The sequence below is a fragment of the Aliikangiella maris genome (genome assembly GCF_040719265.1).
In the GTDB taxonomy this organism is placed as follows: Bacteria; Pseudomonadota; Gammaproteobacteria; order Enterobacterales; family Kangiellaceae; genus Aliikangiella; species Aliikangiella maris.
On record NZ_JBFDAH010000006.1, the window covers coordinates 167,556 to 184,651 of the forward strand.

General features: G+C 37.8%; 13 protein-coding genes and 1 riboswitch. Of the genes, 4 read left to right on the top strand and 9 right to left on the bottom strand.

The annotated features are described in order from the left end of the window. Positions 1-38 precede the first annotated feature (38 nt). The 4 genes from ABVT42_RS07520 to ABVT42_RS07535 all read right to left on the bottom strand — a co-directional run bounded on the left by ABVT42_RS07520 (position 39) and on the right by ABVT42_RS07535 (position 4,660). Positions 39-476: a DUF3019 domain-containing protein gene (locus ABVT42_RS07520; RefSeq protein WP_353874033.1), complete on the bottom strand. Its 438-nt coding sequence runs from the start codon at positions 474-476 to the stop codon at positions 39-41. Next, on the bottom strand, positions 466-1,554 hold the full coding sequence (locus ABVT42_RS07525) for a MipA/OmpV family protein (RefSeq protein WP_353874031.1): 1,089 nt from the start codon (positions 1,552-1,554) through the stop codon (positions 466-468). The genes ABVT42_RS07520 and ABVT42_RS07525 overlap by 11 nt, the downstream gene beginning before the upstream one ends. Positions 1,555-1,768: 214 nt before the next feature. Beyond that, a complete protein-coding gene (locus tag ABVT42_RS07530) occupies positions 1,769-3,925 on the bottom strand; it encodes a TonB-dependent receptor plug domain-containing protein (protein ID WP_353874030.1) in 2,157 nt (718 codons plus the stop codon). Positions 3,926-4,087: 162 nt separating this feature from the next. Beyond that, positions 4,088-4,660 carry a GNAT family N-acetyltransferase gene (locus ABVT42_RS07535; protein WP_353874029.1) on the bottom strand — a complete coding sequence of 191 codons (573 nt, stop codon included), beginning with the start codon at positions 4,658-4,660 and terminating at the stop codon, positions 4,088-4,090. 442 nt (positions 4,661-5,102) lie between these two features. Here ABVT42_RS07535 and rapA point away from each other — a divergent pair, with 442 nt between their 5' ends. Continuing rightward, positions 5,103-7,964, top strand: a complete 2,862-nt coding sequence (gene rapA, locus ABVT42_RS07540) for an RNA polymerase-associated protein RapA (protein WP_353874028.1) — start codon at positions 5,103-5,105, stop codon at positions 7,962-7,964. Positions 7,965-8,081: 117 nt separating this feature from the next. Here rapA and ABVT42_RS07545 read toward each other — a convergent pair whose 3' ends face one another. Next, positions 8,082-10,160, bottom strand: a complete 2,079-nt coding sequence (locus ABVT42_RS07545; RefSeq protein ID WP_367023593.1) for a TonB-dependent receptor — start codon at positions 10,158-10,160, stop codon at positions 8,082-8,084. A 442-nt stretch (positions 10,161-10,602) separates the two neighbouring features. On the opposite strand from ABVT42_RS07545, the gene ABVT42_RS07550 reads away from it, so the two are divergent. Then, positions 10,603-11,709: a phosphoribosylaminoimidazolesuccinocarboxamide synthase gene (locus tag ABVT42_RS07550; protein ID WP_353874026.1), complete on the top strand. Its 1,107-nt coding sequence runs from the start codon at positions 10,603-10,605 to the stop codon at positions 11,707-11,709. Between the two features lie 194 nt (positions 11,710-11,903). Further along, positions 11,904-12,857, top strand: a complete 954-nt coding sequence (gene tal / locus ABVT42_RS07555) for a transaldolase (RefSeq protein ID WP_353874025.1) — start codon at positions 11,904-11,906, stop codon at positions 12,855-12,857. A gap of 163 nt (positions 12,858-13,020) precedes the next feature. Here the strand turns inward: tal and ABVT42_RS07560 are convergent, their stop codons facing one another. Both ABVT42_RS07560 and ABVT42_RS07565 read right to left on the bottom strand, forming a co-directional pair. Next, a complete protein-coding gene (locus tag ABVT42_RS07560) occupies positions 13,021-13,485 on the bottom strand; it encodes a YybH family protein (protein ID WP_353874024.1) in 465 nt (154 codons plus the stop codon). A gap of 100 nt (positions 13,486-13,585) precedes the next feature. After that, entirely contained in the window at positions 13,586-14,239 is a 654-nt protein-coding gene (locus ABVT42_RS07565; protein ID WP_353874023.1) for a glutathione S-transferase, read from the bottom strand. 381 nt (positions 14,240-14,620) lie between these two features. Then, a riboswitch (cobalamin riboswitch) is annotated at positions 14,621-14,881 on the bottom strand. Between the two features lie 441 nt (positions 14,882-15,322). Here ABVT42_RS07565 and ABVT42_RS07570 point away from each other — a divergent pair. Then, positions 15,323-16,138 carry a tetratricopeptide repeat protein gene (locus ABVT42_RS07570; RefSeq protein ID WP_353874022.1) on the top strand — a complete coding sequence of 272 codons (816 nt, stop codon included), beginning with the start codon at positions 15,323-15,325 and terminating at the stop codon, positions 16,136-16,138. Positions 16,139-16,338: 200 nt separating this feature from the next. Here ABVT42_RS07570 and ABVT42_RS07575 read toward each other — a convergent pair whose 3' ends face one another. Together ABVT42_RS07575 and ABVT42_RS07580 are read right to left on the bottom strand one after the other, a co-directional pair. Then, a complete protein-coding gene (locus ABVT42_RS07575; protein WP_353874021.1) occupies positions 16,339-16,761 on the bottom strand; it encodes a hypothetical protein in 423 nt (140 codons plus the stop codon). Positions 16,762-16,780: 19 nt separating this feature from the next. Beyond that, positions 16,781-17,095 (bottom strand): hypothetical protein, encoded by a 315-nt coding sequence (locus ABVT42_RS07580; RefSeq protein WP_353874020.1) that lies wholly within the window; start codon positions 17,093-17,095, stop codon positions 16,781-16,783. Between the last annotated feature and the right edge of the window lies 1 nt (position 17,096).

Here is a 17,096-nt window from a genome sequence, read left to right on the forward strand (position 1 = left end):
TAGCACCTCACCCCATTTCAACAAAACAACAACATTGCTCAAAAGACGCGCCAGCGACCTTTTCGTTTGCGTGATTGATAAACCCAGCCAACGGAAATAGAAGCGCTGATAATTTTTTTTTGAGACTCCTGGGATATCAACTCAAGCACTTCCGGATTTTTTGAACGAAAAATATAAGCAAACTCACCACTAATTTCTGCTTGCCAACAATTGATTATCATTTTATCAACCTGACGACGCAAACAGTAATTTCCAGCTTGAGTTACTTGCCAGTAAACATTAATACGCGCAAAACATTCTCGCCCTTTTCTTAATGCAACACACTTTTTAGGCATAATATCCAGTGTTGTTTTTGATATCGATTGTGGTTCATTCGCATTTTTTAATTTTTCAGCAGCCTGTAGTTCGGCAGAGATAATTGCCAATAAAAGAAGCAATCCAATATTGAGCAGCTTGTTACTGCTACTAAAAAACATAACCAAACCCTATCAAAGCGGTCAGGACATCTTGATTAATTACCAGAGGACTACGATACAGATTATCAGACAGCCAGCTATAGTTAAGACCAGCTTCAAATACCCAGTTTTCGGAGACAGGATATTGCGCCGAAAACTCAATATTCAAAGTATAGCCGCTACCTGTTTTATAAGGATATATACCAGGTAAAACTTCGGCAGGCTTCACTCCAACATAATAATCGCTGACATTTTGTGATACCCATGTGTGCCCAATTCCATAATTTACATCCCAGTTGCCCCAGGAATTAACTTTACCAATATAGCTGTCTAACACCCAGCCATGATGAGAAAGTCCAACTAAATCATAGACTAATTCGCTAGACATATAGGTTGAGCCAGTTAATCGACTGAAGCGAACACCAAAGTTATAATCATCCCGGCGCTCTTTAAGGTTTACCAATTCGGGAATAACATTATCATCAGCATCTTTTTTTTCAATGCCGGGGGCATAATTGCCACTAACAATATCGAGCTGATTTTCTTCATCTTGCCAAAGGTGATAACCAATTAATACACGACCAAGTACCGCACTCAAACGGTTCTTTCGATTTGACTCAAAGAAAAAATCTTTATAACCCAGATCAACTGTTAACGCGATTGCCGGAGAAAACCCAGTTTCATCGTTGCCAAGATAGAGCTGATTGTAATAGGCAGCGCCAACTGAAAACTGAAAATCATAGTAAAATGCTTTTTCTTCAGACAGCTCCTCATTAGTTGTTTCAGCTGTATCAATATAACTCGATGAATGACTTGCTGTTTGAGTTGATGTGGAGGCAGCGGTGGGATTTTCAGCCGGTACCATTTCTTGATTTACGGCCTCAATCGCTAACATAGACTCAGACTTCGAGGTGAACTCTGAGAATATATTAATTTCAATCAACTCAAGCTCAGTTGCACCAAACAGTTTCCTCTCCACACCATCAGGCCTAGCCAGCAGATGATTGTCTGCATTAACTTCACCACAGGTAAAACCAATGATGATGAGCCCAAGTATGCGATTTAACAACCTAACTTGCCACTTAAATTCCACATTCATGCGTTATACCATTACTCATTCAATGCTTTTCATTCTCTGCTTTTTTTGACAGTTTTATATACTATCTGATTATCACTGATGTTTATTGCTTAATTAATTTGTTACTGCTAGAAATCTGCAAAAGAATGATAACAAATCAACCAGCAGGAAACTGAGCAAAAGCTGTCTTTAATTTGTCAGAAATTGTAGCAAATGCCAAGAACACATCGAATAATTAAAAGTGTAGCTTAAACCCGATAGCAGGAAACATCTCAATTCCTTCTTGTTCTTCAACTTTAAAATTATCCAGAGATTCATTACCGTCAGGCGCAAAGAAGTAGCCTTCTACATTTTTATGACCCAGCGCATTTATCACAGCAAAGGTCAAAGCGGCATCCATTCCCCACATCGCAAATTGATACTCGGCTTGTATATCAAGGCGATGATACAAAGGTAGTGTATTTCCATTTAGTTCGCCATAAACGGGCAAATAGTGACCTTCGAAGCTATCGTTTGGCCGCAAACCAATAATCGGCGTATATTTTTGTCCATCTCGAATTGTTAAGCGGATTCCCATATTCCAGGCTTCATGCCATTGATAATTAGCCACAAGGTTAAATATCAAAGGCGTATCCAAATAATATTCTTTAGTTTCTCCGGTTCTGTCATTTGTTCGCTCCGACTGGGACCAGCTCAAAGAGGCCCAAGCATACCAGTCATCAGCCTTGTCACGCTCAAGCAAAATTTCAATTCCCTTCGCTTGCCCTGACATTTGATTTACATAATGTAAATCATAGTCAGGATCGTCATCAGATAATGCCAAAGGTAAACGCGACATATCTTTTACATACAAATCAAGTTTAAGCGCCCATAACGCTGAAAATTGATAGTCGGCTCCTATCGAAAAATGATTTGCCAATGGCGAACGAATTTGAGGATTCCCTAATAATCTTATAGCCGTTTCAGCATCGGGAAATCGGGTATATTTTCCAAGCTTGGTATTAATTGTTAAATCGTTGCTAACAAACCATTTTAATCCGGCTCGCGGCATAAATATATGCTCTTTGGTGTAATCGTTATATTCTGCTCGTGCACCAAAATCAAATGCCCAACTATCGCTGAATTGCCATAGGTTTGTAGCATAAAGCGCTTGTGTCGTTTGTTTCAATTTTGCGGCATCACGAATCTGAGTCCCGCGCTGGCTTTCACAATCCTGCTGATGATCGGTACAAAAATAAGGAACAATATCGAAACGGTAATCAAAATCAAACTGACGTAACTCTACGCCCATTGTCAACTTTTGCTTGCTCAACCAATTACGCTGATAATAGCCGCGAAAAAACTGCTCTTGATAAGTCTGATCAATATATTGGCCATCACCATAAGTGAGTAATTCCTGATCATTAAGCAGCGAAAATGCCACACTCAAATAGCCACCGTTTTCACCAAAATGCTCCCACCGAAGTCCTTTACTATCAAAGTTTTCATCATAATATATATCCCCAATAAACTCAGGATCAGCTCGTCCCATTTCTGACTCCCTGGCAATATTGGCTCTGGTGTAATCACTGGCCCCATTAGCTGAAATGGTTAAACGTTGATTGTTGCCAATTAACCACTGGTATTTGGCCTGATAATCATCTGACTGGGGCGCCTCATAAAATGTCAGTCCATCCTCATCTTTTTCATTTTCTTCAATAAATAAATGCAGCAGGCTTTTTCTATAAGACAAATAAAACGCCTGACTATCGGATAAACCTGACTCAACCATCATTCCGGTTTGTAACAGACTCCAATCAAATACACCAGCTAGCGCTTGATTGCGTGGATCACGCAACGAAACATCAATAATACCGCCAGTTGCTTCGCCATATTGCGCATCAAATGCTGCTGGCAGCAGTTCAAATTTCTGTACTAGATTTTCATTAAAAATACTTGGGCCAAATGCGTGAAAAATATATCCGGCAGGCATAAAGTCAATGTAATAAGCGTTGTCATCTGGCGATGAACCACGAATGGCAGGTTGCCCACCATAGTCACCTCCGGCAATTACCACGCCGGGTAAGCTATAAATAGCCGCTAGCGGATCACCATTAATTCCAGGAACCTGTAATAATTTTTTAGTTTCTTCATCTACTTCGCTCAATGCTCTATTTCGCTGACCATAAATTTCAATTGTTTTTTCATGGTCGCGTTGATTAAGTTCACTACTGATCAATAATGCGGGAGTAGTTTCAGTTTGAATTTGATTTTGCTGTGTCTCGACACTTTCGCTTGAATAAACCAAAGTGCTTAATGCCAATACACCGACAATAATCTTGAATAAACCAATCAAACCATTGTTTAAAATGTAATAAATAAATCGAATAAAAGTGTGGATAAATCGATACATCAGCAGTTCCCCAAGGATAATTTTTAGCCATTATTTTGGGGAAGAGAAAACGTAATATCTGTTAACTTTTTGTAGAAAAAATGTAGTTAAAAAGCGATGAGCCTTGCTGCAGTTTTTTCAGCAAATCAAATCAAAATGCCACACCAACCATTAAGACAAAGATTACGTGACAGATTCAGAAAGGGGTTCACTTTCGGCATTAATTAAACCATCACTTGAGCCAACTTCATCAATAGGAATAAATAAACGGCTAAGTTGCTCACTCCCTGGCAGCTGAATGATTTGATCAAATCTTAAACCTATTTTTTCTAAAACACGGATAGAGCCGACATTTTCAACACTGGTAACGCCAAGAACACGCTCAATACTCAAGGCTTCTTTTGCAAAATCCAAAGTGGCTTTTGCCGCTTCTGAGGCCAATCCCAATCCCCAGAATTCGGGCATTAGCGCATATCCAACATCAGGACAATCTAATCCTTCTCGTTTGACCAACCCACACATGCCAATTGGCATACCAGTGGTTTTTAATTCGATTAAATACAATCCGAAACCATTTTCTCGATAGCTCTTCATTGGTCCATTGAGTAGATAATTTTTTGCATCGTCAATGTTGTGGATATTTTTGTCACCAATATTCTCAATCCAAGATGGCTCATTCACCAGTTTAAAAACAAACGGGGCGTCTTCCAGATTAAATTCCCGCACAATTAAACGAGCCGTTTTAAACAATGCCATTGACTCCTCCGAAATTAGTTTTCATTGTAATTCATATAAGATTAGCAAAAATATTAAGATAGTTATGGTTTTACACGTAATCATAACCAAAATTTCACAAAAGAATCTAGATAAAACAATATAAAACAATAGCTTATTAGTAATTCACTATTATATAAAAAATTAATAATCTTTATATTTTTCTAAATGATAGTCACTATTTATTCCGTATTTAGCTGATTTAACCGTTTTTTATCAGCCAAAGTAACCTTATTTGATGTCGCCTTGCCATAAGTTAGATTCTTCACTCTTAACCCCGCTAGATATGGCCGGATTGTCCGAATTTTAAAAGTTTCTAAATTAACGCTTATTTCCTCAACGGTGTGGTGCTATAATCCGCGCCTTTCCGATATTTCATGTAAATGCTTAAACATTCGCTTTTTTAATACAATTTAAACATATCATGACAGACTTTGCCGTAGGCCAGCGTTGGCTCAGTGAAAATGAAACCGAACTTGGATTAGGCATTATTCAGGATGTAGATTACCGCCTTGTCACGGTTTATTTCCCTTCAAATGAAGATCAAAGAACTTATGCCAAAAATAACGCGCCATTATGTCGGGTTACCTTTGAAGCAGGCGACCAAATAGAAACCATTCATGGTGACATACTACAAGTAGACAGTGTTCAACCACTCAATGACATTCTGGTTTATATGAGCAAGCAAACTGGTAACAGTACCGAAATTGTCCCCATTCCAGAAACTCAACTGAGTCACCATATCGAATTAAGTAAAGCCTCTGATCGTTTATTTTCGGGTCAAGTAGATTCGGTTCAATGGTTTGAGCTGCGTTATCAGGCGATGTTAGCTAAAGAGCAACAAGAACGTTGCGAGATTCATGGTTTGCAAGGCCCCAGAGTCGATCTGATTGGTCATCAGCTTCATATTGCTGCGGAAGTCGGTAATCGTCATGCCCCAAGAGTATTGTTGGCGGATGAAGTTGGACTGGGAAAAACTATCGAAGCCGGCATGATTATTCATCAGCAATTACTTAATCATCGGGCTCATCGAGTATTAATCATTGTTCCCCAACATTTGGTTAACCAATGGTTTATCGAGATGATTCGTCGTTTCAATTTACATTTTAGTATTTTTGATCAAGAGCGAGTCGACTCTCTGACCAACCTGGATGATATTGCCTTTGAAGGTGAATATGATTTCGAAGATATCGAAATCGAAAATCCGTTTTTATCGGAACAATTAGTATTGTGTTCAAGTGATTTTTTCGCTCAGTGCGATATGAAATTATTAGGCCAAGGAGAGTGGGACTTACTTGTTATTGATGAAGCCCATCATCTAGAGTGGCATCCCGAATCTCCCGGAGAAGACTATTTACGCGTTGAACAACTTTCCCGTTCAATTCCCGGCTTATTACTGCTTTCTGCAACGCCAGAGCAGCTAGGCCAAGAAAGCCACTTTGCCCGATTAAAATTACTCGACCCAGATCGGTTTCACAACTTACAGTCATTTATTGAAGAGCAACAAGCCTATCAACCAATTGCAGAACTGGTTACGGAACTTAACGATAAAGCCGTTTGGGATGATTCTTTAAAAGCTCAAATCGCGACACACATTGATGATTTAGCTATCAGCGAAGAAAACCGCGAAGACATTCTTAAAGAATTACTTGATCGAAATGGCACCGGGCGGGTGCTCTACCGCAACACACGTAAAAATATAAAAGGCTTTCCTCAACGCAAAGTATTTGCTCATCCGCTTGCTAGCTGTGCGGAATATCAACCAGATAGCAGTGACTCGCAAGAAGCAACCGTTAATCAACTTTTACACCCTGAAACACAAGAGCGCAACGAATCATGGACACAGTTTGACCCTCGAGTTGAGTGGCTTAAAGATTTTTTAAAAAGCAACTTAAACGAAAAAATTCTCATCATTTGCGCGCATAAAGATACCGCCATCGCTCTCGATTTGCACTGCCGATTTAAACTGGGTATTAATTGTTGTACCTTTCATGAAGATATGGACATAATCAGTCGAGACCGAGCTGCTGCGCACTTTGCTGACATGGAAGATGGTGCTCAAGCTTTGTTTTGTTCTGAAATTGGAAGTGAAGGTCGAAACTTTCAATTTAGCCATAAACTGGTATTAATGGATCTGCCAGCAAATCCTGATTTACTCGAACAGCGCATTGGCCGACTTGATCGAATTGGTCAAAAACAAGATATTGAAATTCATGTGCCTTATATGCAGCAATCGGCACAAGAAGTGATTTTTAATTGGTATCACCAAGGAATGAACGCTTTTGAAAAAACTAATGCTGCTGGTAATGCTATATTCAAAAAAACACAATCACAGTTGTTTGCTGCAATTATCGATTTTACTGATCAAACCAAGCAGCAAGCACTCATTGAACAGACTCAAGCAGTGACCAGTGATATTAATAAAGCGCTAGAATCTGGACGTGATAAACTACTTGAACTTGCCTCTTATAATGAAACGACTGCAAATCAATTAATCGAGCGAGTGGCCGAAAGAGATTGTTTAACACCACAAAAGTTTTTAGAATCCTGCTGGGACCGATACGGCATCCAATTTGAGGATCACTCGCTGAAGTCTTATATCATTCAACCGGGTGACCATATGTTTATTGGTATGTTTCCGGGGTTACCAGAAGATGGTATTACCGCAACCTATGATCGACAAATAGCATTATCCCGAGATGATATGCAGTTTCTTTCTTGGGAACACCCCATGGTAACTGGCGCAATTGAACTGGTACTGTCAGAAGAAAAAGGCAATGCCAGTGTCTGTATTTTAAAAAATAAAGCCATCAAAGCTGGCACATTACTCATGGAAGTGCTGTATGATATTGAATGTGTCGCACCGCGTTATTTGCAGGCACAGCGTTTTTTACCTTATAAAATGTTTCGTGTATTAACCGATATTAAAGGCAACAATCTGGCTGATAAAGTATCGCACGAAAACTTAAGTAAACAATGTCATAAAATTCCTAAAAATGCTTCACGACAAGCACTAAAGAGTGAGTCTAAATCGTTCAGAAAAATGCTTGAATTAGCAGAGAAAAAAGCCCAACAGCAAGCCGATAAGACACTCGATTCGGTCGTTGAAAAAATGCAGCACATGCAAGCAGAAGAATTAAATCGACTGATTTCCTTACGTAAAAAGAATCCCAATATTCGGGAAGAAGAAATCAAGTTTGTTAAGTCACAAACTCAAATTTTAGAAAAATATTTGCGCAATACCTATTTAAAACTTCAGGCTATACGAGTGATCGTTGCCGTTTAGTTTTTGTGTTGAATAAACGTATTAGGTATAAACCAACGCTGATAATCTTTTAAAGATAAAATAAGATAAAATATTATCAGCGTTTACTGCCTGTAACATGAATTAATGACAAAAAAACTATAAATAATATTTAACAGCCATACCATAATGTCGGCCAACCGCATAAGTACTTAAATCATCTGCAGAATGATAATATCTTTCATCGAGTAAATTTTCCGCCGAAATTTGTAACTGCCACAAAGGGGAAATTTGATAATTAAACTTCATATCTAACAAGTTTGCGCGGGATAAAGGACGCTCACCGTCGCCAGCCTCATTTTTGGCCAAACGATATATATAACTCAAGTTTAACGACCAATTTTGCGGATGATAAGCCAATGACAAACGATGCCGATCGGGAGGAATATCAGCTAAAGGTAAATTCAATTGATTGTTCCCGCGAATAGATTGCCCCGACAGAGCAATCTGCCAAAAGTCATTTAGCTCGTAGTCCAGTTGATATTGCCATCCGCTAACTTTACCTTGCGTTAAATTACGAAAAGTTCTTCGCTCATCATCAATTGAAACTCTTTCAATCAAGTCATCGACGGTTGTTTTAAACCATATGGCATCAATATTAAATTGCTGATATTTATAATTTACTGCTACATCCAGCGAACGAGATTTTTCCGGTATCAGCAGCGGGTTTCCCAAGTTTTGACCTTGTCCAGTAGAGCCATCAAATAACCTTTCTGACAAGCTTGCAAAGCGAAATCCTGTGCCATAATTTAGCCTCAAATTCCATTTATCAATTTGTTTCTCAGCTCCAAAAAAGTAAGTCGTATAATTATCTGTAATCTTTTCACTTAACTGAGCAGATTGCACAAGATAGTTTGCTCTTAAACCAACATGCCAAAGCCAATCGAAAGCCGATTTATTTACCATAAAAAACATAGCAGACTCATCGGCACGACCATCAATCAGTGACTGAAAACGTGTTTGTTGCTGATCGATCAATGATATTTCAGTTTCAACACTCTCGACATTTCGCCGCGCAAAGTAATCAATTCCGTATTGACCGTTAAACTCAGCCCATTGCCACTGTTTTTCTACACTCAGCCCACTATCTAACGACTGATTTATCACGCGATTCATGCGCTTTTCAGGACGCAAATCTTCCGTTATTAATTGCTGATCGTGAAAATAAATTTGCGCCTGCCAACCCGAAGACTGCGATAAAGTTAACCGTGACAACCAATGTTCTTCGTGGGGATAACGAGTAATTCGACTGGGATAGCGTAAGTTATCTTTACCAATATTATCGGCTTCACTTTGTATCAATAACCAATCAATATCGAACTGTTCGAAATTAAACTGCCGAGTAAAATATACATTATGCTGCGCAAACTGATCATACTTAACCTGGTCATCGGCAGTTCGTCCATTCTGCCTATTGCGATAAGCAATACCGACTGAATAATTGTCACCACCAGCGCCCAAAGCGGTCATCAATTCATGTCCATCACCGTCATAGCCAGAAATTAACCAAGGATGAGACTGGCGTCGTAAATTTAAATGTAGGGTGCCTCCAATCGCACCACTTCCATAATAGGTTGATGCCGGCCCTTGAGTGATTTCAATACCACTGAGTAATCCCGGATCAATAAACGAAGCAGCGATACCAGCGCGTCGTTCCGAAGTAATTTGCATCCCCTCAACAAATACCTGAATGCGTTGTCTGGCCATACCCCGAATGCTTAGTGTCTGAAAAAGTCCAGGCTGTCCATTAACCGCAAGCCCAGGCTCAGCAAGCGCCATTTCAACCATAGATGAAGGTAAGCTGATGGTCTCATCCAAGGTAACTAACTGGGTATTTAATATACTTTGCTGCTGATGGCGCGAGGAAATAATCTGTATGACATTGTCGGGTTTTGAAACTTGATTAGACAGTTGCAAATCAAATTCTGGGGGCTGACTCAGTCTAGACTGACTTTGTTTAGCGTCATTTTGTTCAATTTGGCTTTGTTCAATTTGGCTTTGTTGAATTTGGCTTTGCTTAAATTGATCAGGTAGTGTCTCAATATCCGATGTGCTTAATGCTTGCCCACTCACGAGCAAACTACTAGAAAGAAAAATAACATTGAAGCTAGAACGAATAGAATTTAAACAACATTTACTGGTATGAAATGCGCTTATCAATACACCAGAATTTATCACATTTACCTCGTATGTATGACCACAATCGGCAGCGCTAAATAAAGACACCGACCGATTGACAGGACTAACTAAACTAACTGATGTTTTGTCTAAATTAAACCGGCTCACGCATTTATTTGCAGGTATTATTTACCTATTTTATTAACATTGACTTTAAAATATATACAGTCTATTTCTAAATATACTTCTAACATTTATCTCACAAATCAACTTTTCTCACATTTAACTTAATCATCACCTTGATTCAATCAAACAAAAACTTCGTCGATATATTGTCAAAAACTAAACTACTGGCGGCTAAAAGCAGTTCTGCTATAATCCTGCGTCTAAGAAATCCCCATTTTTACACTGTATAAGAATACAGCAAATTGGGCTCTGGGCAGATTATGCTTGATTTTTTAGACTACCCTTAAAGTTTTACAAATAAAGAGGACAGTTTGATATGAGTCTTGCTGACAAAGTATTGGCCGTTAATAATGATTTACCAATCCGAACTGATGCGCCGATCCACAGTGGTAAAGTTCGCTCTGTATACTGGTTAACAGAAGATAACAGTCGTCGACTAATTGAACAACGAAATTATGATGTCGCACCAGACGCACCACTTGCCATCATGGTGATTAGTGATCGAATTTCTGCATTTGATTGTATCTGGCACGGTGAAGGCGGCTTGAACGGTGTACCTGGAAAAGGTGCAGCGCTAAATGCTATTTCAAATCACTGGTTTAGTTTGTTTAAGCAAAATGGTTTAGCAGACAGCCATATTCTAGAAATTCCGCATCCATTTGTCTGGATTGTACAAAAAGCTAAACCACTTATGATTGAAGCAATCGCAAGACAATACATCACAGGTTCTATGTGGCGAGCTTACGCCAAAGGCGAACGTGAGTTTTGCGGAATAAAAATTGCGAATGATCTGCAAAAAGACCAGAAACTGCCTGAATTACTCATCACCCCCTCCACCAAAGGTATTTTAGAGGGTATTCCGGGTGTTCCCGCCCAGGATGATGTCAATATTACTCGTCAAAATATCGAAGATAATTACCAGGCATTTAATTTCTCTAAGCCTGCTGATATTGATTTATATGAAAAACTATTAAAAGAAGGTTTTGATGTTATCAGCGATGAGTTAGCTAAAATCGATCAAGTATTTGTCGATACCAAATTTGAATTTGGGTATGTTAACGACAAAAACGGTAATGAAAAGTTGATTTATATGGACGAAGTAGGCACGCCTGATTCATCACGAATTTGGGATGGCCCTTCTCAACGTGAAGGAAAAATCGTTGAAAAATCAAAAGAAAACTTCAGACAGTTTTTACTTAATCATTTCCCTGACCCAGATATTTTACTCAATAAAGATCGTATGGCCGAACGCAGTGCTTTAGCCAAAGAAAATGCACTGCCAGAATCAGCGATTATGGATGTTTCTAATACCTATTTAGATATTGCCGAAAAAATTATCGGTAAAAAATTAACCTTATCAGAAAATCCTCGAGCTGAAATTATTCAGATCTTGCGTGACGAATTCGATTTAATCGCCGAATAATCACTCTTTGGCTCCTTAAAGCATTCACTTTAGGGAGCCATACATCATTGTTTATCTTGTCAAACAATAATAGCGACTAGTCTTATTAACATTAATTAAAGTTTTATCATTCCGTCATAAATCTCTATTGACTCTGCATTCAATCCACTCTATTGTCGATTTATTCATTTGATTACCAGAAATAAGGTAGAGAAATGCCTAATCAGCTTGAACAACTTAAAAGCATGACAACTGTTGTTGCAGATACAGGTGACTTTAATGCCATTGCAGATTTCGCCCCAGAAGACGCAACCACTAATCCTTCGTTACTATTAAAAGCCGCCGTTCTACCAGATTATGATGAAACGGTAAACGCAGCTATTCAGTATGCCAAGCAACAGTCTACTGAAAAATCACAGCAAATTATCGAAGCTGCTGATTATTTAAGTGTTTTAATCGGCCAAAAAATTCTTTCACTCATACCGGGAAAAGTTTCCACTGAAGTAGACGCAAGACTCTCTTTTAACACCGAACAAACGGTAGAGAAAGCGCAGAAACTGATCGAACTTTATGACACACTTGGAATTGATAAGTCGAGAATATTAATTAAGATTGCCTCAACCTGGGAAGGAATTCGTGCTGCTGAAATTTTAGAAAAACAAGGTATTCACTGTAACTTAACTTTGCTATTTAGTTTTGCTCAGGCCAGAGCCTGCGCTGAAGCGGGTGTCTATTTAATTTCACCATTTGTTGGACGAATACTTGATTGGTACAAAAAAGCGACCGGCAAATCAGACTATAGTGCAACAGAAGATCCAGGCGTTAAGTCAGTTACACAAATCTACCAATATTATAAGCAAATGAATTACCCAACTATTGTTATGGGTGCCAGTTTTCGTAATATTGGTGAGATATTAGCGTTAGCCGGGTGTGATAGACTTACCATTAGCCCTGCGCTTATGAACGAGTTGACCACCAGTAATGCCGCTGTCGTACGCCAATTAACCCCTAAGACTGAGCATCAAAATAGACCAGCACAACTGTCAGAAAGTGAGTTTCGTTGGTTAATGAATGAAGATGCAATGGCAACAGAAAAAACCGCAGAAGGGATTCGGCAATTTGCAGCAGATCAAATCAAACTAGAAGCATTAATTGCCGAAAAGCTCTAACCGAATAATTAAAAAAATTAATCCAATAATTGACTTATCGATAAATTTTTTTTGAATAGTGAGCATTATTACTCAAAGATGTTCGGCAAACCGTCAATCAGTTAACAGACGAGTTTGCCAACAATTTTCTATTAATAATTTTCTATTAATAATATTTATTCTATTATGCCTGCTCAGTAAAATGAGAGTGGATACACAACCATTGACCATTCTCTTTGACAAAAATGCGGGTTGATTTTCCTCTTGAAGTAAAGCGTTGATTATTCATATACCCTGAGTCACTCCAATAGTAGGTAATCCATGCAGTATCACCACGAATAATTACTTCAGGATGGTGCATCATCGTGCGTACATTTTTGGCTCTTTTCAAATAATCTCCAATATCAACTTTCTCATTACTTTTACCTTTACGCAAATAGGCATCTCCTTCACCAAATAGCGTATAGTCTTTATGAAAATACTTTATATAGTTATCAAGATCTCCTTGTTCGACGGCTTTCCACATCGAAAAAATATTATCAATGATAATTTGCTTATCATTTTCATACTGATTATTTTTAGAAAAAACTGACGATGAAAAAAATAAAAAAAAGAAAACCAAGCCTAAAAATTGCGTTAATTTTGCCACGTTATTATCCCGTTATTTTAAAGTCAATTTAACTATCATATTGCAGAAAGCAACAAAATAACAGACGTAATTATTGTAATTAAATAGCAACGTTTGTGGTTTAAGCAGGAAAAATTGTTGCCTCATCTCCCGTTTTCCAAGGTTGATATTTTGACATAACCGAAGTAAATATTGGTGATTTTAAAATATCAAACAGCCATTGGTTCAATTTTACATATTGACTATCTTTAAACCAATCAATGTTGACATAAGCAAACTGTCTGATAAAAGGCGCTATCATTATATCGGCTAAAGAAAGTTGGTCATCTATAATATATGCATGTTGTGCTAAGCTATTTTCGAGTTTTATCAAGAACACTTCAGCCTGTTGTCGATAAAAGCTTTCGGATGCCTCAGGAAAGCGTACTGCATACTTATATTTATCTAGCCAAGATTTAAACACGGTATCGTTTTGTTCAATCCACTGTTGTATTTTATTTTGTTGTTTTTGAGATTTTGAATAAAACAACGACTCATCTTTGACTTGTTGTAAAGCCCACAGAATAATCTGGTAACTTTCATCGATTACTTCACCACTCCCCAATAGCAAAACAGGAACGGTGCCTTTGGGTGAAACAGCCATCATTTGTGGTGGTTTGTTTTTTAACACAACCTCTCGCAGCTCAACTGGTATGTGGCAATAAAATAAAACCATACGTGTTCGTATTGCATAAGGGCAACGACGAAATGAGTATAAAACAGGGAGTTGCTCCATATAGCGAATCAATTATTTTATTATTGTTGATTAGTTATTATAAATAGTAATTTTCTGTGTTGTCAGATAAAGCCTGAAAATGCAAGGTATACCAGCTTTTAGAATAAAACAATGACAGTTAAGATAATTAATAAAAACACTGCGAGCATTGATTTTAAACAAACCATAAAATCATCAAATTGGTTCATTATGATTCTCCTGATTTAATAGAGAAACACGAGCCCCCCATGCAGCAAAAATCAAACGGTTGTAAAATAATTGAGCGAGTAAAAAAACTCGTTCAATATAATTACTCGTTCAATCAAACTCAAAGCTCATATTGTTAAAGTAAATATAACGCTTGAGTTTTAATACAGCATTACTACAGGACACCCCGCCTGAAAAATAAGTTAGCCAAAGGCCGGTCTCCGGACTTAGAATCGTTCAATAAAAATACATGATGATTTATTAGCAAAAATGCCCTATTCTCTTAAAAAGAGCAATCTAGGGAGGTTAAGCCTTGCAATAATTTACAAGTATTTCCTGTAATCACCTGTTATCTATTGAATAGATTACATCACCGTTGCGGGGACAGTGCTGGATTTAACACCAGCTTCCCGATTATCTGTGTCATTTGAGTAACTGTTTAGCCAAAACAATTTAGCCAATTACCATGCAGCCAAAAACTAACAACTATATATCGCAATTAAAGTATTTGATGACTTTAATACGCACCTTTAATTAGTGTTAGTTAAATCTACGTCTATTAGAATTCAATCTATTTAAAGTTCAACAAATCAAATCCAGCCGCTTGACTTACCTAGCTCAATTTTACCTAGCTTGACTTAATTTTACTTGAGTAAAATCCATCTAATACTCAATGACACTAGCACCTGAGACTGATTCTTATTTTACCATACACTATGTGTCGTAAAAATAACAAAACCCGAAATATTCAACGGTAGTACCAGTAAAAATTACCAAATTTACTTTTAAGTACCGCACAAAATTAGAACTTGTATAAGTTAACCAATCCTCTAAAATGGGTATTTTTACCATACTCAAGTCATAAATATTCAACATTGATTAATACTGGAGTTTGCAATGAAAAACCGACAATATCTGCACTTTCTTTTCATCTGTTTTCTATTGGTAACACCAGAGACTTATGCCGATGATTTACAAAAAGCAAACAAGGCATACGAGCAACAAGAATATGAAACAGCATTTGAACTTTATACATTGCTTGCTGAACAAGGCAATGTGACAGCACAGGCCAAATTGGGCCTAATGTATTATTGGGGTTGGGGAACAAATCCAAGCAATTCGTTAACCTATCAATGGTCTTTAAAGGCAGCCAAGCAAAATGAACCGCTAGCACAGCAAACAATGGGCTTTTTGTACGAAGAAGGAATTTTTGTAAACCAGAATACACGCCGTGCGGCGGAGTGGTATCAACAGTCTGCGGCGCAAAACCACTATCCCGCTATGGCACGTCTAGCAAATATTTATTATCAAGGAAAAGACATCCCTAAAAATCTCAAACTAGCTCTAAAATACGCCAAACAAGCCGCTGAAGCTAACAATGCTTTTGCTCAATATATGTTAGGCGTAATATACCAAAGCGATATGCAGAATTATCAAAAAGCCCAACAATGGTTTTTAAAATCAATAAAAAATGGTTATGCCGACGCGGCTAATGCACTAGGTATTTTATACAACAATGGCCTGGGCCAGGCTAAAGACAGAAAGCGTGCTTATTATTGGTTTAAAATTGCTGACGAAAGAGGCTCGAAAGAAGGTCTAACCAATCGCTTAAATATAAGAGTTGATTTAGAACATGAAGATATATTAAGACTGGAACAGGAAGCTCACGAATGGCTGAAAAAAAATCCAATTGAAAAGACAGCAAAAATTTAAAACTAAAAAAGAGAGAATCAGCAAGCTTTAATTTTGTGATGTAGCTTGATTCAGTGTTTTGATAATATTTTTTTATACCTCTAGTGTTTGACAACTATGCTTTATTTTAGCAACTGAATCGATTAATGCTTTTCGATTCAGTTGTATTTAATTGCTGCAATCCTTCCGATAACTATTGAAAAAGTAAAATAACCGTAAAATTAATTATCGTAACTTCTCAGCGAACTAAAAAATAACCCTGCACCACCAGCCATCAATACAATTAATACAATCATATCAAACGCGCTCATTGGTGCCAGTGTCATACGGATATTAACGATAATGCCAACAATAAGAGCAATCAGACTAAATCCTGATAAAACCCAACCTAATGGATTTTTACTATTCCAAAAAATCATAACAATACCAATAATAAACGGAATAAAAATCATCCCGCCGGTAATACCGTAGCCATTCCCAACAGCGTATAAGTGTGTACCAAACCCAAATCCGTGTGAAAATGCTCCAGTTGTCACAATCACTTTGGATAAAAACAAATAGGTCCCTACACACATCATTAGTAAACCACTTAAATATCGACCAACACCACCAGTTGTTCCGCCTGCCCCTTTTGGTTTTTCCACTTCTTGCTACCTTTGTCGTCTATTGATCTGCTAAATTAATCAGTTTATTTGTTACTGCGGCTTTAATGGCAATTTTATCATCTGGATCGATGCCAAACTCATCACCCAACTTTTGATAATCTTCGTTAGTTAATGTTACTGTTAATCTCGGTCTAACCTTTTTCTGCTTAAAATCCAGACCTAGAATTTTACGAATATAGTCAGATGGTTTGAGTTTATTTTCGGCAGATTCAGTTTGAATAAAATGATAAATTGACTCACTCACATCAAAAGCAACCTGAGTAGCTTTGGCAGCTTCAGCTTGTTTATCCCATTTTTGATTAATTTTCGTCACT